At 69.9% G+C, this 24,684-nt stretch carries 16 protein-coding genes; 7 read left to right on the forward strand and 9 right to left on the reverse strand.

Annotation, left to right across the window (positions count from 1 at the left end; translation table 11 throughout):
* Positions 1 to 3: 3 nt before the first annotated feature.
* Genes OG303_RS36740 through OG303_RS36750 form a run of 3 tightly spaced genes read right to left on the reverse strand, consistent with a single transcriptional unit; the run spans position 4 to position 5,237 of the window.
* Positions 4 to 2,139: a UvrD-helicase domain-containing protein gene (locus OG303_RS36740; RefSeq protein WP_405873932.1), complete on the reverse strand. Its 2,136-nt coding sequence runs from the start codon at positions 2,137 to 2,139 to the stop codon at positions 4 to 6.
* Positions 2,140 to 2,169: 30 nt separating this feature from the next.
* Complete coding sequence (locus tag OG303_RS36745; RefSeq protein ID WP_405873933.1) at positions 2,170 to 3,423, reverse strand: McrC family protein; 1,254 nt, start codon at positions 3,421 to 3,423, stop codon at positions 2,170 to 2,172.
* Positions 3,420 to 5,237, reverse strand: a complete 1,818-nt coding sequence (locus tag OG303_RS36750) for an AAA family ATPase (protein ID WP_405873934.1) — start codon at positions 5,235 to 5,237, stop codon at positions 3,420 to 3,422. The genes OG303_RS36745 and OG303_RS36750 overlap by 4 nt, the downstream gene beginning before the upstream one ends.
* A gap of 152 nt (positions 5,238 to 5,389) precedes the next feature.
* Here OG303_RS36750 and OG303_RS36755 point away from each other — a divergent pair, with 152 nt between their 5' ends.
* The 5 genes from OG303_RS36755 to OG303_RS36775 are packed head-to-tail and all read left to right on the forward strand — an operon-like array spanning position 5,390 to position 14,420.
* Positions 5,390 to 6,868 (forward strand): RNA polymerase sigma factor RpoD/SigA, encoded by a 1,479-nt coding sequence (locus tag OG303_RS36755; protein ID WP_405873936.1) that lies wholly within the window; start codon positions 5,390 to 5,392, stop codon positions 6,866 to 6,868.
* A 60-nt stretch (positions 6,869 to 6,928) separates the two neighbouring features.
* On the forward strand, positions 6,929 to 10,078 hold the full coding sequence (locus OG303_RS36760; RefSeq protein WP_405873937.1) for a helicase-related protein: 3,150 nt from the start codon (positions 6,929 to 6,931) through the stop codon (positions 10,076 to 10,078).
* Entirely contained in the window at positions 10,075 to 11,949 is a 1,875-nt protein-coding gene (gene drmB / locus OG303_RS36765) for a DrmB family protein (protein ID WP_405873939.1), read from the forward strand. The genes OG303_RS36760 and drmB overlap by 4 nt, the downstream gene beginning before the upstream one ends.
* A 5-nt stretch (positions 11,950 to 11,954) precedes the next feature.
* Positions 11,955 to 13,067 (forward strand): hypothetical protein, encoded by a 1,113-nt coding sequence (locus OG303_RS36770; protein WP_405873940.1) that lies wholly within the window; start codon positions 11,955 to 11,957, stop codon positions 13,065 to 13,067.
* Positions 13,068 to 13,112: 45 nt separating this feature from the next.
* Positions 13,113 to 14,420: a hypothetical protein gene (locus tag OG303_RS36775; RefSeq protein ID WP_405873942.1), complete on the forward strand. Its 1,308-nt coding sequence runs from the start codon at positions 13,113 to 13,115 to the stop codon at positions 14,418 to 14,420.
* A gap of 78 nt (positions 14,421 to 14,498) precedes the next feature.
* Here OG303_RS36775 and OG303_RS36780 read toward each other — a convergent pair whose 3' ends face one another.
* The 3 genes from OG303_RS36780 to OG303_RS36790 all read right to left on the reverse strand — a co-directional run bounded on the left by OG303_RS36780 (position 14,499) and on the right by OG303_RS36790 (position 15,729).
* The gene (locus OG303_RS36780) at positions 14,499 to 14,918 is read right to left on the reverse strand and encodes a PIN domain nuclease (protein WP_266440277.1); all 420 of its coding nucleotides are present in this window, start codon (positions 14,916 to 14,918) and stop codon (positions 14,499 to 14,501) included.
* Positions 14,918 to 15,172, reverse strand: a complete 255-nt coding sequence (locus OG303_RS36785) for a type II toxin-antitoxin system VapB family antitoxin (protein WP_405873943.1) — start codon at positions 15,170 to 15,172, stop codon at positions 14,918 to 14,920. Before OG303_RS36785 ends, OG303_RS36780 begins: the two co-directional genes overlap by 1 nt.
* Positions 15,173 to 15,294: 122 nt before the next feature.
* Positions 15,295 to 15,729, reverse strand: a complete 435-nt coding sequence (locus OG303_RS36790) for an ATP-binding protein (protein WP_405873945.1) — start codon at positions 15,727 to 15,729, stop codon at positions 15,295 to 15,297.
* Positions 15,730 to 15,895: 166 nt separating this feature from the next.
* Between OG303_RS36790 and OG303_RS36795 the strand changes: the two genes are divergently transcribed.
* Together OG303_RS36795 and OG303_RS36800 are read left to right on the forward strand one after the other, a co-directional pair.
* Positions 15,896 to 16,783, forward strand: a complete 888-nt coding sequence (locus tag OG303_RS36795; RefSeq protein WP_405873946.1) for a Scr1 family TA system antitoxin-like transcriptional regulator — start codon at positions 15,896 to 15,898, stop codon at positions 16,781 to 16,783.
* Positions 16,780 to 16,971: a DUF397 domain-containing protein gene (locus tag OG303_RS36800; protein WP_405873948.1), complete on the forward strand. Its 192-nt coding sequence runs from the start codon at positions 16,780 to 16,782 to the stop codon at positions 16,969 to 16,971. The genes OG303_RS36795 and OG303_RS36800 overlap by 4 nt, the downstream gene beginning before the upstream one ends.
* A 79-nt stretch (positions 16,972 to 17,050) precedes the next feature.
* Here OG303_RS36800 and OG303_RS36805 read toward each other — a convergent pair whose 3' ends face one another.
* The 3 genes from OG303_RS36805 to OG303_RS36815 all read right to left on the reverse strand — a co-directional run bounded on the left by OG303_RS36805 (position 17,051) and on the right by OG303_RS36815 (position 24,681).
* A complete protein-coding gene (locus OG303_RS36805) occupies positions 17,051 to 17,467 on the reverse strand; it encodes a hypothetical protein (RefSeq protein ID WP_405873949.1) in 417 nt (138 codons plus the stop codon).
* A 150-nt stretch (positions 17,468 to 17,617) separates the two neighbouring features.
* A complete protein-coding gene (locus tag OG303_RS36810; RefSeq protein WP_405873950.1) occupies positions 17,618 to 21,730 on the reverse strand; it encodes an Eco57I restriction-modification methylase domain-containing protein in 4,113 nt (1,370 codons plus the stop codon).
* Entirely contained in the window at positions 21,730 to 24,681 is a 2,952-nt protein-coding gene (locus tag OG303_RS36815) for a DEAD/DEAH box helicase (RefSeq protein WP_405873952.1), read from the reverse strand. The genes OG303_RS36810 and OG303_RS36815 overlap by 1 nt, the downstream gene beginning before the upstream one ends.
* Between the last annotated feature and the right edge of the window lie 3 nt (positions 24,682 to 24,684).

Consider the following 24,684-nt stretch of genomic DNA (forward strand, 5'->3'; position numbering starts at 1 on the left):
CGCTCAGGCGGCGTGCGGCAGAAACGGACTCGCTGCTCCGCTCCACGTCACGCTCAGCGCCTCGCGGGCCCGGGTGCAGGCGACGAAGAGCAGGCAGCGTTCCCGGAGGAGGTCGGCGTAGTGTTGCAGCGGGTCCGCCTCACGTGGAGTGATCTCACGGGCGAATGGGACGGTGCCCTCGGTGACACCGAGGACGGACACCGCCCGGAACTCCAGCCCCTTCATCGCGTGCATCGTCGCCAGTCGTACCCCCTCGGCCCCCTGCGCGATCTGCCCTTTGACCCGAAGTACGGGGATCCCGGCGGTCTTCAGTTTCTCCTCGGCCGTGTCCAGAGAGAGGTTGAAGCGTGCGCACACGCCGATCTCGTGCGTCGCGAGGCCCTCGGCGAGCAACGCCCGAACCCGGTCCACCAGCGCCTCGGTCTCCTCCTGCCGGGTCGTGTAACCCTGCACCTGGGGATAGCGCCCGTGGAGCAGGGAGCGGTACCCGGCCAGCGAGTCCGTCCCCTCGCCTTCGAGCGCGTCGACGGTGACGGGCGCCAGGAGCCGCGCCGACCAGGCGAGGATCTCCTCCGTGGAGCGGTAGTTGAGGCGCAGCCGGAAGCTGCGGCCGGCCGTCATGATGCCCAGGGAGCCGAGCGAGACGCGGGAGTCGTAGATCCGCTGGTGCGGGTCTCCGGTGGCGAACAGGTCGTCGGGACCGGGGGTGACGGCAGCGCGCAGCACCCGCCACTGCGCGGGGTGCAGGTCCTGCGCCTCGTCGACGACCACATGGGCGTACGGAGCAGGCTCGCCGGCGAGGAGTTCTGCCGCGCGGGCGCAGATGCGTAGGTGTGTGGTCTCGCCGCGGTCGCGCAGGAACTGCTCAAACCGCTCCACGCCGCTCCACACCTCCCGGCGGCGTGTGGGACCGAGACCGGTGCCGCGGCCGCGGCGGCTCGCGCCGAGGTAGGCGTCCAGGTCGCGGAGGTTCTGGCCGAGCACGACGTGCCGGTACTCCTGGGCAAGGAACTGGGCGGTGAACGGCAGTCCGAGCTGCTTGACGGTCTTCTCCCACAGCTGCCGCTGTTCCCGGTCCCCGATCGGCTTGGGCGCGGCCGCCGACTTCGCGCGCACGACGCCGTTGGCACAGGCGTCGACCGTCGTCACGTCGACCCGCGCCAGCAGCTTCTCGTCCCCGTCGAGGAGCAGGCCGAGCATGTCGCGCAGTCCGGCGGCGAGGGCGTTCGTGTAGGTGGTGAGCAGGATGCGGCCGTCCTTGGAACGACCGAGCAGGTGCTTGACCCGGTGCAGGGCGGCCACCGTCTTGCCTGTCCCGGGTCCGCCGGTGACCTGGACGGGGCCGCCGTACGAGGTGCGGTAGGCGACGCGCCGCTGGGAGGGGTGGAGGAAGACGCGCCAGGCCTCGAACGGCTTCTCCAGCATCTCCTCCAACTCCCGCGGCCCGGTGACCAGTCGGATGCGTGCGGGAGTGTTGGCGATGACCGTGGCCAGGTCCTCGACCGGCTCGGCGGGCGCGTCGGCGGGCCGACGGACGGCGACGACGTCCCGGTAGACGTCTTCCGGGCTGAAGCCCTCGGCGAGGTACTGGAGCACCTCGAGCTGATCCTCCGGCAGGAGGGTGGAGAACGCCTCCAGCTGGGCCTTGTCCACCAGCGAGCGCGCGGCGCGCAGCACTTGGTCGTCGATGCCGAGCTCGCGCAGGGTGCCGTCGGAGACATCCGCGAACAGCAGCCGAGGTGCCGTGCGAGCGGCGCTCTCGTACAGCGGCGTCAGCTCGTCGAGGGCGACGGCGTTGCGCACCTCCAGGGCACGCGTGGCGGAGTTGGCGCTGTACAGGCGCTTCGCCGCCCAGGTGTAGGCGTCGTCGTGCGGCAGGACGTTGACCAGCAGGAACGTATCGCTGCCGTCGTCGGGGGCGAGGACGACGCCCCGCCAGAAGTCGGTGATGCGGATCGTGCGCATCCGTGTGTCACGGGCGTTCTCGACGGACTCCAGGTGCAGTCCCTTGTCGGCGTTGAGTTCGGCAACGCTCAAGGCATGGAATTTCGCCATGGCCTTGCGCACTCCGGCTCGGACGGGCTTCTCCAACGTGTCGTAGCCGTCCCAGAAACTCTGGGCGAAGGCGAGCCGGGGCATGAGGTCCCTCCCTTTCTGCCTGACGGTGTCTCATGATCGTGGAAGTGGGGCGGTCCCGGCCAGACGTCCGGCGATGTTCCCCAGAGCTGACAGGAGTTGGCCCGGCTCGCGGGAGAGGTCGAGGCTGTGCTGGTACAGCCGTACGCCCCGGCCGTCCGGCCCGCCGGTCGTGCCGCGCACCTCGTGGAAGCGCTCGGGCCGCCGCCCGGCCGCGTACACGAGATGCGCCTCGCGCAGGCCGAGCACGGTGGCGTACGCGAGCGCCTGGTACAGGTCGGCATTGTGCAGTCCGTCGGCCTTCTCGACCTTGTACTTGGCGTCGACGACGGCCAGCGGTGTGCGGCCGTCACCAGTGCGGACAACCAGGTCGGGGCGCATCCCCACGAGACCCGCGAGGTCGAGGCGATGGGGGTCCTGGAGTCGTGCGGTCAGGCCGTGCTCCCGGAGGGCCTCGCGCAGGGCGACCGTGACGAAGTCCTCGAACAGTTTGTTCATGTCGAGCAGGAAGCCGTCCACGGCCAGCGGGTCGGCCCCGGCCGGCCGGTGCTCCGGCGAGGTGCCGCGCAGGACGGCCTCGGCGAGCCGCAGCGCCGGCTGGTAGCGGGAGTTGAGGCGGGACGGCTGCCAACGCGGCAGTTCCTGCCCCCGTATCAGCGGCAGCGCGTCGGCGAGACGTACCCGCTGATGGGCGAGGCGCCGCCGGACCGGACCCGGAACGCCCGGCAGACGCAGCAACCGCTCGGTGGCGGCCCGCAGGATGCGGTTCTCGGCGGTGTCGGCGGTGTACGCGTCGTAGGTGATCTCCACGGGTGGTGTACGGCCGAAGTGCCGCCGGATCTGCTCGGCCTCGCGCAGCCGCCCACGCACGACCAGCGCGGACTCCTCCACCGCGCGGTAGCCCTGGAGGACCCCCTGTCGCAGTGCCGCGTCGATCCGCCGCTCCACGGCGTGCGCGAGGGCGGGGACGACGTCGTCGTGGGCGCCGGTGTCGACGGTACCTTCCCGGCTGTCGCGCCAGGCGCGTGCCGGGTCGAGGCTGAACCCGAGCAGGAAGAACAGCCGGCTCACTGGGGTCTTGGGCATGATCCGTACGACCGGACCGCCGGGCGTGCGCACGGCGCCGACCCGGCTGCCCGCTCGCAGCAGCCAGTGCCCGTCCTGGCCGGGATCCGGGGTCGCGCTCTCCAGGATGCCGGAGGCGGCGAGGGCCCGCCCGGCCGTGGCGCCCAACGGGACGGAGACGGCGGGTCCGTACTCGCGCAGAGTCACCTCCAGCACGGTCATGGGCGCTGCTCGCGCAGCGAGTCGAGGCCGTAACGGGCGGCGACGTCGAGGCCCTCGCCGTAGTGGTGCTCCTCGAGAAGCGGCAGGATCTTCGTGCGCCAGGTCCGTTCGAGGCCGCCGTCGCGGTACACACCCGGCTTCATCAGGTACGAGGGCCCGATGGCGAAGTCGGTGTCGTCGATACGGGCGTTGAGGGCGTCGAGCAGGCGGGCGGGTTCCAGGTCCCGGCCCTCGCGCTTCAGCCAGCGCGCGAGCAGCCCGGCGGTCGGCTCGGTGCGCGGGGACAGCTCCACGAACGCGAAGCGGCGCCGCATCGCCGCGTCCACCAACGCGATCGAACGGTCGGCGGTGTTCATCGTGCCGATCACGAAGAGGTTGGGCGGCAGTGCGAAGTCGTCCCCGGAGTAGGTGAGTCGGACGGACCTCGTCCGGTACTCCAGGAGGAAGTAGAGCTCGCCGAAGACCTTCGCCAGATTGGCCCGGTTGATCTCGTCGATGATCAGGAAGTGCGGGATGTGCCGGTTGCCCTCGCGGGAGGCGAGATCGGCGAGCTCCCGGAGCGGGCCCGCCGTCAGCCGGAAGGCCACTTCCCGCGTCTCGGGGTCCTCCACGGGCCGGAACCCCTCGAAGAAGTCCTCGTAGGCGTACGAGGGGTGGAACTGCACGATCTTGACCTGCTCCGGGCCGCCGCCGAAGTACTCGGCCAGCTTCATCGCCAGATACGTCTTGCCGGTGCCCGGCGGGCCGAAGAGCACCAACTGCCTTTCGTCAAGGAGGAGTTCACGCATCTCGTCCAGCCATGCCCGGTCGTGGACGAGGAGGTCGGTGGCGAGTGCGCCGGTGATGTCCGGCAGTGACAGCTCCCGTTGCACGGGCCGTTCGGCGGCGGGGCGCTCGCCGCCTGTCGCCGGAGCCGTGTGCTCGGCCTGTCCTGCGAGCCCGTCCAGCGCGTCCAGGACACCGGTCAGATCGACGACGTCATGCTGCACGGACAGCTTCTGCTGCACTTCCTCCGGAAGCTCCTCGTACGCGTGGCTGTCCGCCTGCCAGGCGACCGTCCGCCGCAGATTGGACAACCCGCCCGGCGACGCGCTCTGCACGGCTTCCCCGGTGACGCGCCCGACGTGCAGCAGGCCGTCGCTGATTGCAGCCACCGTGTCACCGACGCGCATCTGCGTCAGAAAGGCGTGCAACTCGTCGACGAGGCCCCGCTTCTGGTTGTACGAGGCCGCCCCTTCGTACCCGTCCTCGACGAAGCGGCGCAGCGTGCTCTTGGTCGGATCGGTCTCCTCCAGGGGCGGCAGATGCGCGCCCGCGAGCGAGACGAACTCCTCCTGCAGCCACAGCTGCCGCACCAGGTTGTGCCCCGAGACATTGGAGCCGCGCACCAGCCACGCCTTGCGTGGGGCGCGCCAGCCGGTGGACAGATAGTCGGCGAGGGGGTGGCCCTCGGTGGTGCGCCAGGACTCCGGGCCGGAAGCGTCGTAGCCGTACACCAGCGCGGCGGCGGCCGAGGAGGAGTTGCACTCGATGTCCCGTGCCGCCACCCACCGGGGCGGTGCCTGCGGCCGGTCGGGATCGGTGGGTGCGTCGACGAGCCCGCCATTCGCGCGCAGCTCCGCGCGGGTCCGGCGGGCGTGGTCGCCGAGCCCGGGCCATGCTTCGCCGGCCACCGTCGAACCCTGCTCCAGGAGGAACTTGTGCGTGCCGTTGCCGCCGAACTCGGCGAGCAGATGCCCGCGAGCCTCACCGCCGTCCTGGAGGAGCTTGATGCGGAACTCGGGCGTGCCGGGGAGGCGTTCGGGCTGAGGCATGGATTCACCTTACCTGTTGACACTGTCAAAGTACCAGGAGTACAAGTAAACGTATGCACAGAATGTGTTGACGATGTAAACGTATCGATCGTAAAGTGTGGATGTCTCAGGTGGGCTTGTTGGTGCTGGGGGGTGCCATGAGGGGGAAGCCGATGGCCGAGGTCGAACGGCGCACGATCGAGGCGGAGTTGCCGTCCGTCATCGAAAGACTGCAACACCGCGCCTCCCGTGCGGGCATGGTCAGTCAGCGGGTCTTCGCGGAGGAGGCGGACCGGCTCGGGCTCGGGACCGACGAACAGCGGCGACGGCTCCGCAACGGGCTAGCCTCGCTCGGCATCCATGTGAAGCCCTCGCGCAGGGCCGCAGTCCCGTCGGTAAAAGCGTCGGTGGAAGTGCCCCCCGTCGCACCGCCCGCCGTCCCTTCAAAAGCTGCCAGGCGCCTGGCCCAGGCCCGGCAGATGCTGGCCCGCTACGCCGACGCCGGTGGCACCGTCAGCAAGCTCGCCCACGACGGCGTCGTACGACTTCACGGGCTCGGCCCCGCCGAAGCGCGTGAACTGACCGCCGACTTCCCGATCACCCGCCCTCGTCCGCCCCGCGTGCCGGTCCAGGCGGTGACGGGCGGTCAGGCCGGGCCCGCGGCGCCCGCCAAGGCGCCGATCGCCAAGAAGCCCGCCCGCTCCGCCGTTTCCGCCACGGAGCCGCGACTGGCCGACGCCGTGCGCGCGGCCCGGGCCGTGCTGGAGGCGGACCGGTGGCGGCGGGGCACAACCAAGGTGCTGCTGAAGGCGGAGGAGGAGGTCGGCCTCGCCGTTCTCCTCCGCGGCGGTGAGGACCGCCTCGGCCGTACCGACCGCCTCGGCCGTGATGTTCCGGTGGAGGAGATCGCCGCACTGCCCCGCGACAGCGAGCGGTGGCGCGCTTACGAATGCCTCGTCCTGCACAATCAGCGGCTCGTGTGGAAGCTCGCGCTCGGCTACCAGGGACGCGGACTGGACGTCGAAGATCTCGTCCAGCACGGAACCATCGGAGTGATGCGCGCGGTCCGCAAGTTCGACGCCACCAAGGGCTTCAAGTTCTCGACCTATGCGACCTGGTGGATCAAGCAGACCATCACGAGGGCCATCGCCGACGAAGGCACCCTGATCCGACTGCCCGCGTACGTCCACGAGAAGGTCAGTAAGGTCGCCGTCGCTGAGCGCAAGCTCCTGAACGAAGGTCGCCCCAGGACCGTCGACAACGTGGCCTACGTCAGTGGCCTCACCTTCGCCGAAGTGGAGGAGGTCCGCAGGATCAGCCGGCCCACCGACTCCCTGGACCGGATCATCGGCGAGGACACCGCACTCGGTGACCTGATCATCGGGCCGAGCCGCTTGCCCGGACCCGCCGTCGTGCTAATCCGCAAGGAGCTGATGGCGCAGCTGCGGCTGGTCCTGGAGCACCTCAACGAGCGCGAGCGGTACATCCTGATCCGGCGCACCGGACTCGACGGCGACGAGCCGGACACGCTGGACGAGATCGGGGTCGTCTACGGCGTCACCCGAGAGCGCATCCGGCAGCTCGAGTCGAAGGCCAAGGCGAAGTTCGAGGGACACCTCCTCCGCCACGGGCTGCTGTCGCGGCCCCGCTGAAGCCGACGCATCCCACATCGTCCCCTCTCCCCCCGCACCCTCTTCCGAAGGAACCCGCACATGGACCCGCGCCAGGAGCTGGTCGACTACCTCACCCGCCAGCTCGTCGGTCCCGTCGGCGGTGCCGACGAGGTGCTCGACGCGCCGCCCGACCGGCAGTACCTGATGGGCACGCTCTACCCCCAACAGGCCGACCTCCAGCGGCAGCTCGCCCTTGCGGCCGACGACCCCGAGGCGCCCTGCGCCGAGCAGGACGCCCCCGACGTGGACCCGGATCCCGACCCGGTGCCCGAGACCAACAGCTGGCTGCCCGCGTCCCTCGGCGTCAGCTTCTACACCGACGCCGTGGACGTCGAGGTGAGCTGCGCCGCCGCCCGCTACGAGACGCGGCGCAACGAACCGGGCCGCGGTAGGCGTTGGCAGCGGATGTCCCTCAAGCCCGAGACGCACACCGTCGGCCCGGACCGGACGGAGGTGCCCGTCCTCGATGGCCGTGCGAAGATCCAATTGACCCGCCGCTCCTACGGCGATGGCACCCTCGTCACCGTTGCCCTGGTCAACGAAGCCCGCCACGACGGCTCCGACGGCAAGGCGCCGAGCTGGGACGACATGCTGTTCCAGTGCCGACTCACAGCCCGCCCCGCCGACGGCGCCGTGCTGCCCTATCCCAGCGTCCGGCTCGCCAGCCGTGACCCCGAGGAACGCGAACTGCGCCTCCAGTACCGGCATGTCGTCACCCATGCCGTCGGCCACGGCTGCGCCGTCCGCGAGGAGTACGGCGAGGACGGCGGCGTCGCCCTCCTCGCCTGCGAGGCCCTGCCCCGCGCCGAGGTGCCAGCCATCCGGGCCGGCGGCCCGCTCGACGCCCCCGTGCTCACCATCTCCCACCTTGCCGACCCGACTGTCAGCGGCGACCAACTCCGCGAAGAACTAGCCGAGTTCGCCGCCTCGTACCACGCCTGGTACGTGGGCCAGCGATCCGTCGAGGTGCCGGACTGGGGACGGGAGGCAGCGGAGCGGATCCTCGACCGCGTCCGCCAGGCGGTCACCCGCATCGAGGCGGGCGTGCGCACCCTGTGCGACCCGGACCGCCCCGAACTCCTCGCCGCTTTCCGCATCGCTCAGCGCGCCATGCTGCTCCAGATGCGGCACTCCGCCCCCGACCAGGCCGGTCGGCGATGGCACCGCTCGGACTCGGTGGCCATCGACCCGCCCGTCGACACCCAGGCCACCTGGCGCCCCTTCCAGCTGGCCTTCTTCCTCCTCGCTCTCGACGGGGTCGCCGACCCCGGACACCGCGACCGGGAGACCACTGATCTGATCTGGTTCCCCACCGGTGGTGGCAAGACCGAGGCCTATCTGCTGCTGGCCGCCTTCACCATCGCCCTGCGCCGGATCCGTGGCGAAGGCGACGGCACCGCCGTGCTCAGCCGCTACACCCTGAGCCTGCTCACCACCCAGCAGTTCCAGCGCGCCGCCACCACGATCTGCGCCCTGGAGCACCTGCGCCGCACCGAACCGGAACTCGGTCTGGGCGGCGAGCCGATCACCATCGGCCTGTGGGTCGGCGACAGCACGACCCCCAACGACTTCGAGAAGGCCGAGCGCACCTTCGACGAGCAGCGTCAGGCCTCGCACCCCGAGGATGTCTTCATCCTCGACCGCTGCCCGTGGTGCGGCACCCGCATCCTGCCGGCGACCTGGTCCAGCGTCCGCTCCGACTACGGAGTCCACGCGGAGAAGGACGACTTCGCCTTCAACTGCACCCGTGACGAGTGCGCCTTCCACGACGTCCTGCCGGTCGCCGTCGTCGACCAGCACCTCTACCGGAACCCGCCCACCTTCGTCCTCGGCACCGTCGACAAGTTCGCGCGGCTCGCCTGGGAGCCCGGCTCCGGCCGTCTCTTCGGCGCCGGCACCGGCAACCCGCCCCCGTCGCTGATCATCCAGGACGAGCTGCATCTGCTCACCGGACCGCTCGGCACCACGGTCGGTCTCTACGAAGCGGCCATTCTCGAGCTGTGCACCGACCAGGACGGCCGCCCGCCCAAGATCGTCGCCGCCACGGCCACCATCCGGCGCTCCACCGAGCAGGTCCGAGCCCTGCACCACCAGGACGTCCAGCTCTTCCCGCCGTCCGGACTCGACGCCCGCGACAGCTTCTTCGCCGTCCCCGACACCGGCCGCCCCGGCCGTCTCTACCTGGGTGTCATGGCGCTCGGCCACACCGCGGGCCGCGGCGCCGTCGCCACCACGGCGGCCATGCTCCAGGGCGTCCACCAGCTCCCCGAGGAACACCGCGACGACTACTGGACGCTCGTCGCCTACCACCACAGCCTGCGGGAACTCGGCCGCACCGTCACCGCGGCCGGCGACGACATCCCCGCCCAGCTCCGTTCCCTCGACGAGGGCGCGGGCACGCGCGCGCTGGGCGGCGAGCAGGTACAGCAACTCGACAGCAGCGTGCCGCGCGCCGAACAGCCGATCCTCCTCGACCGCCTCGAGAAGCCCCGGACGGATCCCCGGTCGGTGTCGTTCCTGCCGTGCACCAACATGCTCTCCGTCGGCGTCGACGTGAAGCGGCTCGCCTACCTCCTCATGCAGGGCCAGCCCAAGACCACCGCCGAGTACATCCAGGCCACCAGCCGCGTCGGCCGTCACCACGTGCCCGGACTCGTCGTCACCTACTTCAACGCCACCCGCCCACGCGACCGTTCGCACTACGAGACCTTCATCGACTACCACCGGGCCCTCTACCGGTACGTCGAACCCGCCAGCGTCACCCCGTGGTCGGTGCCCGCCCGCCGCCGCGCCCTGCACGCCGCGCTCGTCATCCTCGTCCGCCACCGGCTCGGCCTGGCCGCCGAGAACCAGGCCGGACTGCTCACCCGCCACAAGGACGAGGCCACGCGGATCGCCGACGCCCTCGCCGAGCGGGCCGCGATCGCCGAGCGCGACGCCACGGGAGCGGACGCCGCCTCCGTACGCGCCGACGTCCGCGAGGAACTCGGCCACCTCCTGGACGCCTGGTACCGCCAGGCCGAGTCGGCCGAAGCCGAGGGCAAGAAGCTGTACTACCGCAGCCAGGGCAAGGGGCAGCACAACCTGCTCAAGTCCTTCGAGCAGCGCTACGGCCTGTGGGAGACCCTGAACTCCATGCGCAGCGTCGACCGAGAGTGCCAGATCACCGTGACGGGAGCAGGAAAGTGACGCGCAAACTCCGGGTCCGCCAGGCGCAGACCGTGCTGCCGTTCGGCGTCGGCGCCGTCCTCGACGTGCAGGGCGAGTCCTTCGTCGCCGCCGGCATCGAGACCTGGCCGCAGGCCAAGACCCCCGTCCCCTCCGAGCGGCTGGCCACCCGCCTGGGCGCCACCGGCTTCTACGCCGCACCCCACACCCTCAACGACCGCTACGACCAGCCCGACCGCCCCGGCGTCCCCTATGTGCGCTTCCCCGGCTGGCTGTTCTGCGGGTCCTGTCGGGCCATGGTCCGCTTCCTGCGCGAGCACGAGAAGCCCGGCGAGCCGCCCGTCTGCACGTCCTGCTCCGCCGCACCCCGCCTCACCCCCATGCGGTTCGTCCGTATCTGCGCGGACGGGCACCTCGACGACGTCGACTGGTGGTACTGGGCCCACTCCAGCCTCGCTCCCGAACTGCGGGCCGCCTGCTCCGAGGCGAAGCACGCCTGGAAGGCACGCCGGCTCAGCTTCCGGGTTGCCGACCGCGCCTCCGGACTCGAAGCGCTCTCGGTTCGCTGTGGAGCGACCCGGGACGGCGGCAAGCCGTGCGGTGCCGAGCGGGATCTGCTCGACATCCTCGGCCCCCAGGGCGGCCGCTGCTCGGGCCGCAACCCCTGGCAGCGCCGGAACGAGAACTCCTCCTGCAGCCAGCAGGTCCACAACGTGCAGCGCACCGCCGGCAACGTGTACTACCCGGTCGTCTTCTCGGCCCTCGACATCCCCCAAACCGCCGAACCGTCGCGGGCGGAACAGGACTTGGCGGAAGCAGTCCGCGGCCACGGCTACTGGACAAACCTGATCGACACACTCGGCACGTCCCGAGCCGACCTCTTCCGCGGCATGATCAAGGAAGACACCGACGCCCCCGACAGCCTCATCGACCAGCTCCTCGCAGAGGCCACCGGCGCCCCCGCGCCCCTGCCCGCCGACCGGCCGGAGCCCGCGAAGCTCGACCTGAGCCGCGACGAGTGGTACGCCTTCGACGCCGTCGAACTCCCCGAACCCACCAAGGAGTTCGAGATCCGTCGCGGTGGACTCGACCTCGACGGCGAGACGGAGGAGCCCTGGGCCACCCTCGACGCGCACATCGACGGCATCGTCCTCGCCGACCGCCTGCGCGAGGTACGGGCCCTGACCGGATTCCGCCGCCACTCCCCGCACGGCACCCTCGTACGCGCCGACACCAGCGGCCGCCTGCGCTGGCTGCCCGCGACCGAGGTCTACGGCGAGGGCATCGTCCTCACCCTCGACGAGCAGCGCCTGACCGACTGGGAAAACGACCCCCGTGTCCGGGCACACGTCCACGGCGTCCGTACGGACCTGGACGCGTCGTTCCGCGACGAGCAACTCGCCGAGACCGTGGGCAGCGAACTCTCCCCCCGCTTCCTGCTCCTGCACACACTCGCCCACCTCCTCATCCGCCAGCTCTCCTTCGACTCCGGCTATACCACCGCCAGCCTGCGCGAGCGCGTGTACGGCCGCCCCGAGTACGGCCAGCGCGGACTGCTGATCTACACAGCCGCCGGTGACGCGGAGGGCACCCTCGGCGGCCTGGTCCGGCAGGGCGAGGCACCGCACTTCGCCGAGACGCTCATCCGCATGCTGGAAGCCGCCGCCTGGTGCTCCGCCGATCCGCTCTGCGCCGAGCACACCGGCCAGGGCTTCGGCAACCTCAACCGGGCCGCCTGCCATGCCTGCACCCTGCTGCCCGAGACGAGTTGCCAGACCGGCAACACCCTCCTCGACCGCGCCCTGGTTGTCGGCTCCGCCCGCGTCCCCGGCTACTTCACCGACGTCCTCACCGCGAGCCGCGAGTACGCGGCCGCCATGGCACTGGGATGACGCCCATGACCACCGCGAACGCCGCCGTCCTCCACCCCGACCTCATCCACGTCCAACGCGACTGCCTGGACGCCCTGCCGCTGACCGGCCACCACGTCGTCAGCGGACCGCCCGGCAGCGGCAAGAGCCTGCTCGCCGCGCACCGGGCCGTCCACCTCGCCCTCACCGGCAGACCCACCCTGCTGCTGTCCCGCTCCAACCTTCTGCGCCAGCTCCTGCGGGACACCCTCCAGGGCCTCACGGTCCCCGGTGCCCCCGCCGAAGCCGCCACCGTCCACGGCTGGATCCAGCGCCGCTTCGGCCACGACGCACCGCGCACCGAGGACGGCTGGTTCGACTGGACGGCCCTCACCGGCCGCGCCGCCGAGACACTCGGCAGGGACGAGGCGGCCACGCCCCACCTCGTCGTCGACGAGGGTCAGGACCTGCCGCCGGGCTTCTACCGGTTGGCCCGTATCGCCGCCGCCTCCGTCACGGTGTTCGCCGACGAGTGCCAGCGCCTCACCGAGACGAACTCCACCCTCACCGAGATCACCGACGCCCTCGGCCGCTCCACGGGACGTGCCGAGGTCGGCGGCAACCACCGCAACACCCGCGAGATCGCAGCCCTGGCCGAGCAGTTCCGCATCGGCGGTACCCGCCCCAGCCTGCCCTTCCGCAGCGGCCCGGTGCCCATCGTCCGCCACTACTCGGGCGACAAGGATCTCGCCGCCGACATCGCCACGATGGCCGCCGGACAGCCGCGGCACCGCATCGGCGTCATCGTCAACTCCCTGCGTACGGCGGCCGACCTGATGCGGCGCCTGGAACGGGCCGGCCTCGCTCACGAGCCCCAGCTGTACAGCTCGGCGGCCTCCGCCGGCCGCTACCGCGACCTGGAGCTCACCCGCCCCGGCGTCGTCCTCGTCCACCGGGCCAGCGCCAAGGGCCTCGACTTCGACACCGTCGTCATCGCCGACGCCGACTCCGACTCCGCCACCGACCCCACGGCGGCGACCCTGCGGATGGCGTACTACGTCATGATCACTCGCGCCCGGGAGCGGCTGGTGCTGGGCTGGCAGGGAAGTCGGATGCCGCGGCATCTGGAGGGGCTGCCGGGATGGGCGCACATGCGGTGATGGCGCGACTGAGGCCACGAGCATGTGGGAAGACAAGGGGAGACGATGACTGACGACCACAAGACGACCGTGCCCGTGTGGACACTGGCGACCGCTGACGTCCGGGTGCCAGGGTTGACCGCGGGCGAGTCGATGACGGCTGAGCGCCTGGCTGAACTGCGCGGAGTGCTGGCCGTCCTGGCCGACGAGCCGATCGTCACACTTGAGGTGCATCCGCTGCCCGACACGATCGACCGCGGCCGTGGCATCCCGCTCGACGCCGTGAGTCCCTTGGCGCAGCACCTGTCGGAGTTCATCACGCAATCGGCGCGAAGTTCCCTTACGGCGGCCAGGGCGACCGCTTCCGGGGAGAATCTGTATCGCATGGTGGTCCCGGCGAAGGTCGCCGCCCAGTTCGGGCAGGGCATCGTTCGACCGATGGCGTCGAAGGCGGCGGCCGGTGGCATCCACGGTGCACTCATGAACTCAACGGGCATCGCCGCCAATGCGACGTTCGTGCCGGTCGGAGGAGCGGCAGCGGCGGGCGCAGTCGGTGGGGCCGGTGCGACCGCCGGCGCCGCGGTCGCCGGGGGCACGGCGCTGACCGTCGCCGCTCCGCTCGTGCTCATGGCCGTGGCGGTGGGGGTGAGCGCCCATGCCGACCACAAGCGCCAGCAGGCCATCGAACACATCACGGAACTGCTGGAGCAACTTCAGCAGGACAAGCTCGACGACGAGCACAGCGCACTCAACGGCTGCCGTGCCGCCATCGACAAGGCCACGGCCATCCTGCTCGACCAGGGCAAGCTCGGTGCCTCGCTGGGACTCGACTCGGCGGTGCACACCATCGACACGGCGTTGAGCAAAGCAGACCTCCGCCTGGCCCGATGGCAGAGTGCGCTCGACAGACTGCCCGAGGGCGAGGCCGTCGAACTCGGCACGCTGACCAAGTCGTTCCCCGGCGTCGACGACCATGGCGGCACGTTCCGCACCCACCTCGAACTCGCTTCCCTGGCTGTCGCGCTGATGCGGCGGGTCGTCGTCCTCCAGGCCGTCGAGCATGCCCAGAGCGACCCCGGCAATCCGTTCGAGAACTTCACCCGCGCACTCAAGCGCGATCAACAGCGCCTCGACGAAAGGGAGTCGAGCATCGCCGGTGTCCTGGTACGCCTGTCGGCACTGGAACTGGCACGCCCGAACGGTTTGCGACCCGTTTTCACGACGGGCGAAGTCGATCGCCTGATGAGTGCGGCACACCGGATTCACAAGCTGGGCGACGGCGTCACGGCCAACAGCCGCACTACAGACGTGGCGATTGAGATCGCCCGCGACAAGGACGGCTCCGTGGTCGTGTTCCCTGCGCTGCCCGCGTAGGCGTGACGCGCTCGCACTCACTTGATGAGTGGTGCGGGGTTGCCCGAAACTTCGAACGTGGTCGTGACTCCCTTCGCCTCACCGGTCGGCACTGCCGGGTGGGACGACCCATTCAGTGGGTTGGCCGGTGAGGGAGGCGATCATGTCGAAGTCCCCGTCGTAGTGGAGGACCGTTCGCCGGTTCAGTTCCGCTGTGGCGGCGATCAGCAGGTCGGGGAGGGACAGAGCGCGGTGGAAGCCTGCGTTGAGGGCATGGCGCTGGTTCTCGAGAGCGCGGGTGAAGGTGTCGTCGTCGGTGCCGAGGTAGTCGAAGGCGCGGAGCCAGGTGCTGATCCGTGTCGCCTCCGCGCTGTCCCGTGCGGAGTGGATCATCTCGAACTCGGTGGGCCGGCACACGGCGAGGAGGTAGCGCTCGTGCAGAGGCTTGAGCACCGCCTTGACGCTCGGCTTCGTCCAGCGGGCGAGGGCGGACTTGTCGATCAGATAGCGGTCCTGCATCAGGCGACCCGGCCTCCGTTGCGGTCACCGTCGCGCTTGAGGGAGCCGTCTGCGTTGCGAGGCCCGGTGTTCTCGACGATCTCACTGAAGTCGAGCTCCCCGGCCTCCATGGCGTCGAAGCCCTCCTGCCGCAGATGCCTCTTGACGGCGTCCTCCATGGCGAGGCGGACGGCTTTGGCCTTCGTTTTGGTCCCATAGATGCGCATGGCCTCGGCGACCATGTCCTCATCGAGGTCGATGACGGTTCTGGCCATGTGGATGATCCCTTCGGAGGCAGTCTCAACTCGTGAAACGATACCATTCTTCACTCATTATAGATATCGTTTCAGGCCGAGGGGTGGGTGGTGGATGCCGGCTGTGGCGTTCGTAGCCGTCCTCACGGTGTCGAGAGCGCGGCCCGGACGGTCTTGCCGCTGGGCGGGTAGGGGACGCAGTCCCAGTGGTCGGCGAGGGTGGCGACGAGGAAGAGGCCGCGCCCGCAGGGGTGGAGCGGGTCGGTGTCCATCGGCGGGATGTGCGGGAGCAGGTCCCCGCGGGAGTCGGTGACTTCGACTCCGAGGTGGCCGGCCAACGGGTTGAAAGCGAGCGTGAGCCGGAAGCAGCGGCCTGGCAGGCGGCCGTGGAGGGCGGCGTTCGCGGCGAGCTCCGCCACGACGATCTCGGCACGCTCCGTGAGGTCCTGCCCGGCGCCCCAGGACTGCAGTTGGGTCACGGCAAGCAGCCGGGCGAGCCGGGCGCCTCGTCGCGTAGACGACAGCAGTTGCGTGAAGGCGAGGGTGGGGGCTGCCAGTTGGGGAGCAGGTTGGTTCATGACGCCAGCGTGGCGGTCGCGCACGGGTGGGTGGGAGTACGGCACCCCGTACGCGGAGTCAGCGTACGGGCACGGGGAGTGGACAGTACGAGGTGCCTGCCGTCACGCTGAGTGGCGAGTGCGGGTGGCGTGCGGAGCCGCCGCGGTACGGAGAGAGGGGCGGCGGATGGGCATCGTCGAAGGTGACGCGGACGCGGCCGGGGGCGTCGAGACGCGGGCGGTTCCGGCGGGGGAGTGGGAGCGGGAGCCCCATCCGTCCGACAGTCTGCGCACGTTCGGCGCGGTCGTCCAGGCACTGCGCGAACATGCCGGGCTCAGCCGGGCCGACCTCGCCGCGCGAGTCCAGTACTCCAAACACACCGTGGAATCCGTGGAGTTGGGACGTCGCATGCCGGATGCGGCGTTCGTGGACCGCGCGGAGGAGGTGACCGGCAACACCGGTGCGCTACGGAAGGCCGCCCGGCATCTCACGCGAGGCGAGGCGGGACTGGCGGCCTGGTTTCGGCGGTGGGCTCGGCTGGAGCGGGAGGCGGTGAGTTTGTGTACGTACGAGTGTCGGCTGGTGCCGGGGCTGTTGCAGTCGGAGGCGTATGCGCGGGCGGTGTTCGAGGGCACGATCCCGCTACGGACGGATGAGGAGCTGGAGGCGCAGCTTGCGGCTCGGATGGAACGGCAGGCGGTGATGCGGGAGCGGCCTACCGTGCCGTTCAGCTTCATCGTCGAGGAGCATGTGTTCCGGCGGCGATTCGGGGACGCGGAGGCGATGCGGGAGCTCCTCGATCACGTGCTGGAGCGGAGCACTCCGCGCAACGTGACGCTTCAAGTGGTGCCGCTGGATGCCGGGTTGCACGCGTGCCTGGATGGGCCCGTACAGATTCTGGAGACCCCGGAGGGGCAGCGGCTCGGCTACTCCGAGGGACAGAAGAACGGGCGGCTGATCTCCGACCCGAAAGAGGTGAGTGTCCTCTGCCAGCGCTATGACACACTGCGCTCGCAGGCCCTCAACCCGAAGGAATCCCGGGACCTGCTGGAGCGACTGCGAGGAGAGCTATGAGCAGCGGTACGACGGAACTCGCCTGGTTCAAGTCCAGCTACAGCGGCAGTGAGGGCGACAGCTGCGTGGAGATCGCGATTGCCGAACAGGCCGTTCACGTACGGGACTCCAAGGACGTGGGTCGCCCGGCGTTCGCGGTCGGACGTGAAGGCTGGACGCCGTTCGTGCGGTTCGCGGCAGGGCGTTGAGCAGTGGTTGGTGTGCCGTCCGTCGCCGGGATGCCGGAGTGGCGGGCGGTACGCGGTTTCCGGGGGTGCCCGTGCCGTCTCATGCCTCGTCGATCGGCGTGTAGCCGAGGGCGGCACGGTTGATGTAGCGGTCGCCGAGGTCGCGGGCGGGGGTGGGCTTCGGCTGCTGCGTGGGGGATTTCGCCGTGGACTTCTTCGCGGTGGGCTTCTTGCCGGTTGCGGGGGCGGCGGCCGGCGTTGATTTCGGCTTTCTGGTGCCTTTGGCGCTTCTGGCGTTCTTCGTGGCCGTCGTGTTCCGCGCCTCGAACTTCTTGCGGAGCTCGGAGAGTTGCTCGCGGTGCTGGGCGGTCTGTTCGGTAGGGAGCGCGTTCACGATGGCGCGGGCCCGGCTCAGCATGTAGCGCGCCTGATGCCAACGCTTGGCCTTGATCGCCGTGCGGGCCAGCTCGATGGTCTGCTGCAACGCCTTGAGCTTCGCCTTTTCCTTCCGGGGCATGGGAGATTCCGCCCCGCTCCCACGTCGTTGCACGGCAGCGCGTTGACCCCAGTCGGTTCCTGACGTCAGGACGACGGTGGTGCGGGGGTTGCTGGTCTGGCTTCGACGTACCACGGGGCGTCAGCTCCTCGGGCGGGCGTTGCGGAGGGTTCAGTCGTGGCGGGGGCCGTGGCCCGGGGGCGGGGTGAGAGTGGAGCGGTAGGTGCCGGACTCGCCCTCGGTGAGGGGGGTCTCCAGGGTCAGGCCCGCGGTGGCCATGCGGTCGTATTCGGCGAGGATCAGGTTCTTGGTGCGGTACTCGCCGTGGGCCTTCACGTCGTTGTCGCGGGTGACGTTGAAGGTGTCCAGGATGTAGGCGGTGTCGTCGCGGTCGATCCCGTAGAGGTGGAAGAAGAGGGCGTCCAGCTCGGCGTGGATTACTGAGCGGCGGTCCTCATCCCAGCAGAACGGGGCGCCGGTGTCACCTAGGTCGCGGGCGAACGCGGCCATGTCGGCAGCGGTGTAGACGAGTTCGAGCACGCGAGTTGTGATGAAGGCCGTATGAGGAGCAAGCTGTTGAGGTGACGCGATGGGAAGCTGTTGCATCGTAAAGAACTTGATATGGCTACCGCCGACTTTCTGACGCGCGGCGAAGTCCGTTACCAATGAGGATAGGCATGCCAGTAGCCCAGATTTCGGGTCAGCTTCGGGAAATACGAGGAGGGTACTGCCAGGGGGCGCTGAACGGGGGAAGGCAAAACTGATTAGGGTGCGTTCATCGCTTGCGCGGCAGATGTCGCGCCAGCCAAGCAGCCAGCCCCGATCCCAACCCTTCTTGGCAAGTAGCGTGGCAACACCGGCTGCCTTGAGCTCAGCTCCTGTTTTCTTGTCGAATTCTCCCGTCGGTGCATTCTGCTCCGGCGCCCAGTAGTGCGGCATCGCGATGGCCGAGGGGTCTTGGTGTTGTGCCAGGGTGAAGCGAGGGAGTGTTCCTTTATTGAGGTGCTGTGCCGTGGCTTTCTCATACGTTGAGAAGCGGTGGTCGTAGTGATGGAGCATCTTTGCCTCGTATAGCGGAAGCAGGCGCTCGCCACCTCGGACCAGGACGTTGCCGTCGAGGCGCCAGCCATCCCTGATGAGGTCGTCGAAGGTCTCGCCCTTTTGCGCAGACGGGCGGAAGAGGTGAGAATCGCTCGTCATGTTGAACAAGCCCTGCATGAAGGTGACGCCCCACGGGTTGCCGTCTGCCCGGTTGGCGTCGACCAAGACAGGGACGCGGCGATAGATTCCCAGGGTGATCTCGGCGTCCCGGCGGCTACTGAACACCGGGCATGTACCAGTGTTGGGGTTCATGAGGAGAAGCTCCGCTGCCGTCAACTGGTAACTGCGCTCGGGAATTTGCTCGGGCTGGCGGATCTTGAAGACGATCTGGGCCGGATTGTGAAGATCGCCCTGGCTGCGCAGCGTGAGGAGGCAGAAGGAAACGCGATTGGTGACCTGGGGGAAGAGTTTCTCTTCGTTGTCAAAGCTGAAAAGGGCCGCCAGTTGTCCCTTGCTCACCAATTCCTTGAAAAAGTCCTGCGTCGTCGCGTCCGTGGCGATGCCTGATGGGACAATGACGCCGGTCCGCCCTGTCGGAGCGCTCAAGCGGCGGTCTTGCTCTGTGAAGATGGTGTCGGTCTTGATGCGTCCACGTCCGCACAGCGGATAGAGCTCAGATACGCTGGCGAAGTGTCGCGTTCCGTCGATGGCTCGCTTGGCCTTCTCGTAGGCCATGTAGAGGCCGGCATTCTCGGACCGCAGGCGAGCGATTAGCCTTTTGCGTTGGGCGCCTGACGCCTCTGCGATGTCAGGGGCGGGTGAGGCGAAGAACTCCTGTTCCTTGAGCTCAAGGTTTTCCCACGGCGGATTCCCCACCACCGCGTCGAACCCCCCGACCCACCCCGTTCCCGGCTGCACGCCGACGCCCGACTCCGGGACCGCGAACACTTCCGGGAACTCCAGGTGCCAGTGGAAGAAGTGGTATTGGTCCCGTAGCCGCAGGATCTCCGTATACGTGGCGTCCGAGACAGCGGACTGGTTGCGGCTGCGCAGGGCGCGGAACACCTGGTCGGTCGGGGCCTCTGCGGCGCCCTCGTGCTTTGGCCACACGAACGCGGCGCACCACGCATCGGCGGCGTGCAAGTCCTGGACATAGGACGTGGACTCGACGTAGGCCCTGTACGCGGATTCCTGGGCCCGTACCTGCTCCAGGGAGTCGGCCGGGGCGGCGGTGATCCGGGCGAGCTCGGCGGCGTACTGGTCGTTGCTGGGCAGGGTCTCCGTATCGAAGGACAGCTCGTCCTGGCCGCCGCGCTGGGTCTTGTTCCGCTTGACCAGACCGGCCGCGTACTTCCTATCGTCGCCCTCGATCGGCTTGAACGCGTCGTCCGGGACGCCCTCCGCCAGCAGCTTCGGCGTCGCGCCGATAAGCCCGTTGCCCTGCTTGACGTGGGCGTCGAGGAAGCCGAGCGGCTTGCCCGGCTCCAGGGCCTCCAGCCACAACGAGACCTTCGCCAGCTCCACGGCCATCGGGTTGAGGTCGACGCCGTAGATGCAACGGGCGATGACCTCGTGCAGAGCGTGGCGCACGGCGTCAACGGTCGGTTCCGGATTGCGCTCACGCACCGATGCGACGCGCTTGGCGATGCGCCTAGCCGAGGCGACGAGGAAGTGTCCGGAACCACAAGCCGGGTCACAGACCGTCAGGGACAGCAGCTCGTCGACGATGTCGTCAGCTGGGTCGGGGCGACCGGCCGCCGTGGCGCGCTGCTCGCCACGCTTGACCGCGTCATCGATCACCGGGTCGAGAGTCGTGTCCAGCAGGCACTCGATGAGCGAGGCCGGGGTGTAGTAACTGCCCGTCGTCTTACGGCTGTTACCTGCCACCTCCACCAACTCGAAGGAGCGGTCCGTCGCGGAGTGCTTCGGCTCCAGCTCCAGCAGGGACTCGTAGACCGAGCCCAACTCCTCAGCGTCTAGGTGGCGGTAGTCGACGGAGCGCCAGCGACGTGCGCCCGGGTCGCGTACCTGGGCGAGGTGGCGGACGGCCGCCAGCAGCGACTCGTTGGACAGCTTCAGGCCGTCGAGCGGCGCGTCGGTCTCTGTGTGGGAGAACAGGCCACCGAGGCCGGGCAGCCCCAGCTCCGGGCGGCCGCCCTCCGTACCCAGGGCGGCGAGGACGATCCGCAACGCCTCGTACTGGTCACCGTGAGCCGTCCCCTGACGTCGGCGGGCCCGCACACGCAACCGGGCCGAAGAGAAATACCGCTCGTACGCCTCCCGCTCCCGCTCACCCGCCTTCGGGTCGAGCAGCGCCTCCCGGTCCTCCGCGACGAAGACGAACAGCAGCCGATAGACCAGCCGCAGCAAAGCATCCCGAAGTGCCTTCGGGTCGATGTCCTCGCGCAGCCGGGCATTGTCCGGATGCCGCAGGAACCCGGTCCCGAGCACGGTCAGCGCGTTCTGTACCCCCAGCCGCAGCTGATCCAGCGCCCGCGCCCCCGAAGTAACGGCTTCCGTCCGCCACTTCTCCAGCCAGCACCCCGAAGCCGCCGCCCCCTCCGCCACCTCGAACCGCGACGCGTGCAGCACGCAGTACAGCAGCACGAACTCGCTGAACAGCTCGCCGTCGAAGATGGCTTCCAAGTCGAAGTCGACGTAGGCGGCCGTCGCGAAGGACGACGAGTCGCGCAGCAGGCGCAGGCGACGGCCGTTGGTGAGGACCGCCCACAAGTGGGCCTCGGTGCGGTTGAGGCAGTCCTGGAGCATGGACTGGGCCGGGACCTGGCCCGCCGCCGGGCGCTTGTCCAGGTCCTGGTTCCAGGGGATGAGGTGGACGAGGGCCGGGCCGTGGCGGTGGGAGACCGGGAAGCGCTTCTCCGGGTCGGAGTCGGCCGGGATGCCCGTCGCGCCGACCTCCGTCAGCGCGCCGAAGTCCAGCTTGCGGAAGAGCTGGGAGAGCCAGTCGGTGCCGGCGCGGCCGGTCGGGTCGGCGGCGGGGGCGCCGGTCTCGGGGTCGGCGGGCAGGGCGGTGCGCAGGTCGCGCCAGAGGGGCTTGAGGTACTCCCAGGCGCGCTCGGCCTCTTCGCGTACGGGGACCGAGGAGGGCAGGCCGTAGTCGGCGGACTTGGTGCCCGGCAGGTTCCGCGCCTCGGGGATGCGCAGCAGCATGTCGGCGGGGAGCAGTCCGCCGACCGTGGTGACGGCGGTGAAGGCCAGGGCGGTGCGGGTGGCGGCGGACATCAGGCTTCGGCTCCGGACACGGTAGAGGCGGGCTGCGGCAGGTACACGTACACGCCGAGGACGTCGGCGGGCTCCTGCGGGACGACCTTCAGGCCGCGGACGATCTCCTCGTTGGCCTTGCGGACCCGGCGGTGCGAGGCGTCGAGGTCGGCGGCCAGCCGCGTGCCGTACTCGGTGAGGTGCGCGGCGAGGTCCGGCAGGCCGTCCAGGTCGCGGGTGATCTGGTTGCGGGCCCGCTGCTCGTGGGTGTTGGCACTCGCGTGGGCCGCGAGGAGTGCGGCGGCCGCTTCGTCGTCCAGCCAGCGGGCACGGGAGGGCAGGCCCTCGTAGGCGAGCAGGCGGGCGTCCTCGGCGACCAGCTGTCGCTCGCCGGTGCGGGACGGGAGTGTGAGGTGGAAGCGGTAGCGGACCAGGAGGAGCGTGGTGCGGATCGAGACCGCGTCCGTGGTGACCACACCGCAACGGCGGGCCGGGCGGGGGCCCTGGGTGTTCGCGTCCAACGCGGAGTCCAGGACGTACGAGGCGACGGCTCCGATCGCTGGGTCGGTGCGGACCAGGGCGGCCTCGCCGCGGGCGATCGCCGGGGTGGTGCGGAACGGGATCTCGCGGTCCTCCTCGACGAGCCGGCCGCCGAGGGTGGCGGCGAGCGCGTCGCGCAGGCCCGCCGGGGTGCCGCCGACCTGGGCGGTGAAGTCGCCGCTGTCGTCGCGCGGGTCGCGGACCAGCGCGTCCAGGTCGCGGAGCGCCTCCAGGGCGAAATCGCGGACCTCGTCGGCGCCGCCGAGCGCGGCTCGTACGGCGGCGACCTCGCGGGCCACCTCCTCCGGATGGATGGTGCGCTGGGCGTACTTGGACTGGGAGGTCTTCTCCCGCTCGGCGGCCGAGGTCCACTCTCGTTCGACGCGGTCGAAGGACTCCTGGTGGCCGTCCATGTCGAACAGGCTTTCCTGGCTGCCCTGACGACCGTGCAGCAGCAGCCACTCCACGACGGCGTCGGTGACGCCGGAGGCGGTCTCGTCGGGGACGGAGACGGAGATGCCCAGGTCTTTCTTGATCTGCCGGTGCTTGGCGAACAGCACCTCCAGGACCTTGCCGTCGATGCCGTTGTCCTCGCCGAACATGGTGATGACCCGGACTTGGTCGCGCTTCTGGCCGTACCGGTCGACGCGGCCCTCGCGCTGGTCGTGGCGGGTCGGGTTCCACGCGAGGTCGTAGTGGACTACGGCGTCGAAGTGGTGCTGGAGGTTGACGCCCTCGGAGAGGCAGTCGGTGGCGATCAGCACGCGGCGGACGGCCGGGTCGCCGGCCTCCTCGGCGGACTCGGCGCCGAGTTCCTCGATGCGCTCCAGACGCTGCTGCGGGGAGAGGGTGCCGGTCACGGCGGCGATCTTCGTCTTCTTGCCGAGCTTGCCTTCGAGCTGCTCGGCGAGGTACTCGGCGGTGGGGATGTAACGGCAGAAGACGATCGGGTGGTAGCCCTCGGCGAGAAGGCTCTTCAAGTGCCGGGTGAGTGCTTTCAGCTTCGCGTCCTCGGCCGGGCCGACCAACTGCGCGGCCCGCTGGGAGAGTTCGAGCAGCCGGGCGCCCGCCTCCTCCGACTCGGCGGCGCCCGGCGCGACGTCCACGCCCTCCAGCCGGTCGTTGTCCGCGGAGTCGGCGGCCACCTTGGCGCCCAGCGCGTCCGCCTCCTGCGCGGTGCGGGCGGCGGCGGACTCGGAGCGGGTCTTCAGGGTCTGCGCGGCGGCCGCCGGCGAGGACACCATCGAGCGCAGCAACGCGATCACCGACCACCAGGCGACCCGGGCCTCCCGCTTGCCCTGCCCCCCGGCCGCCTCGACACGGTCCCTGGCGTAGGCGATGGCGTCGTCGAGCAGCGCCCGGTAGACGGGGGTCAGCTTGTACGGCTCGTCCTTCGTCCAGCGGTCGGACGGGAAGGCGGTCCGCTCGGCCAGGGAGTCGTCGGCGAGGCCGTCCTCCTTGGTGAGGTAGGTGCGGACGTCGGCGCGCTTGCGGGCCACGAAGTACTCGGCGAGCTTCGCCCGCCCTGCCGGGGCTTCCAGGTTCACCGTCGCCAGGTCGGGCCGCACCAGGCCGAGCAGGTTGCGGAACGCGGACTCCTTGCCGGAGTGCGGGGTCGCGGTCAGCAGCAGCAGATGACGGTTCGCGTCGGCGGAGACCCTCCGCAGCAGCTCGTAGCGGAGCTGGTGAGAGTTCGAGGAGGACGACGTGCCGCCCTGCGTGGCGTCGTCGGCGGCCACGCAGGAGTGGGCCTCGTCGACGATCACCAGGTCGGGACAGTGCCGTACGAAGTCCTCGCGGTGACGGGTCGACTTGATGAAGTCCGTCGAGATGATCGTGAACTGGTGCTTGTCGAACAGGGACTGGCCCAGCTCCAGGCCGCGCTCCAGACGCGACACCGTGGAGGCCAGGACCAGTTCGGCGTCGATGCCGAACTTCTCCCGCAGCTCGCCCTGCCACTGCTCGGCCAGGGCCGGGGAACAGAGCACGGCCAGCCGGGTCGCCTCGCCCTGCGCGAGCAGCTCCTTGGCGATCAGACCCGCCTCGACCGTCTTGCCGATACCGACGTCGTCCGAGATCAACAGCCGTACGGTGCGCTGCCGCAACGCCATCAGCAGCGGCACCAGTTGATAGGCGCGGGGTTCCACGGCGATCGACGCCAGAGAGCGGAACGGGCCCGCGCCCGACCGGAACCCGATGCGCAGCGCCGTACGCAGCAGACCGGCGGCCCGCTGGTCTCCCAGGTCGGCCGCGCTCGGCGCCGCGAACTCGGCGGGCCGCACCTCCTCGAACGAGGGGAACACGGCCGCGATGTCGTCCTCGCTCCCGCCCAGCGGGCGCAGCACCAGCATGTCGGCGGCGCTCTCGGGCAGCACCACCCATTCCCGGCCACGGGCGGCGACCAGCGAGCCGGCTGTGTACGTGAGGCTCATGAG

This window comes from Streptomyces sp. NBC_00005 (assembly GCF_045160215.1).
Lineage (GTDB): Bacteria > Actinomycetota > Actinomycetes > Streptomycetales > Streptomycetaceae > Streptomyces.

What these genes read in the sequence shown, in the direction of transcription:
- OG303_RS36810 (WP_405873950.1), bottom strand. Translation starts at nt 21,730, where the DNA reads ATGTCCGCCGCCACCCGCACCGCCCTGGCCTTCACCGCCGTCACCACG.
- OG303_RS36785 (WP_405873943.1), bottom strand. Translation starts at nt 15,172, where the DNA reads ATGGCCAGAACCGTCATCGACCTCGATGAGGACATGGTCGCCGAGGCC.
- OG303_RS36745 (WP_405873933.1), bottom strand. Translation starts at nt 3,423, where the DNA reads ATGACCGTGCTGGAGGTGACTCTGCGCGAGTACGGACCCGCCGTCTCC.
- OG303_RS36760 (WP_405873937.1), top strand. Translation starts at nt 6,929, where the DNA reads ATGGACCCGCGCCAGGAGCTGGTCGACTACCTCACCCGCCAGCTCGTC.
- OG303_RS36790 (WP_405873945.1), bottom strand. Translation starts at nt 15,729, where the DNA reads ATGAACCAACCTGCTCCCCAACTGGCAGCCCCCACCCTCGCCTTCACG.
- OG303_RS36755 (WP_405873936.1), top strand. Translation starts at nt 5,390, where the DNA reads ATGGCCGAGGTCGAACGGCGCACGATCGAGGCGGAGTTGCCGTCCGTC.
- OG303_RS36795 (WP_405873946.1), top strand. Translation starts at nt 15,896, where the DNA reads ATGGGCATCGTCGAAGGTGACGCGGACGCGGCCGGGGGCGTCGAGACG.
- OG303_RS36800 (WP_405873948.1), top strand. Translation starts at nt 16,780, where the DNA reads ATGAGCAGCGGTACGACGGAACTCGCCTGGTTCAAGTCCAGCTACAGC.
- OG303_RS36740 (WP_405873932.1), bottom strand. Translation starts at nt 2,139, where the DNA reads ATGCCCCGGCTCGCCTTCGCCCAGAGTTTCTGGGACGGCTACGACACG.
- OG303_RS36815 (WP_405873952.1), bottom strand. Translation starts at nt 24,681, where the DNA reads ATGAGCCTCACGTACACAGCCGGCTCGCTGGTCGCCGCCCGTGGCCGG.
- OG303_RS36805 (WP_405873949.1), bottom strand. Translation starts at nt 17,467, where the DNA reads ATGCCCCGGAAGGAAAAGGCGAAGCTCAAGGCGTTGCAGCAGACCATC.
- OG303_RS36750 (WP_405873934.1), bottom strand. Translation starts at nt 5,237, where the DNA reads ATGCCTCAGCCCGAACGCCTCCCCGGCACGCCCGAGTTCCGCATCAAG.
- OG303_RS36770 (WP_405873940.1), top strand. Translation starts at nt 11,955, where the DNA reads ATGACCACCGCGAACGCCGCCGTCCTCCACCCCGACCTCATCCACGTC.
- OG303_RS36775 (WP_405873942.1), top strand. Translation starts at nt 13,113, where the DNA reads ATGACTGACGACCACAAGACGACCGTGCCCGTGTGGACACTGGCGACC.
- OG303_RS36780 (WP_266440277.1), bottom strand. Translation starts at nt 14,918, where the DNA reads ATGCAGGACCGCTATCTGATCGACAAGTCCGCCCTCGCCCGCTGGACG.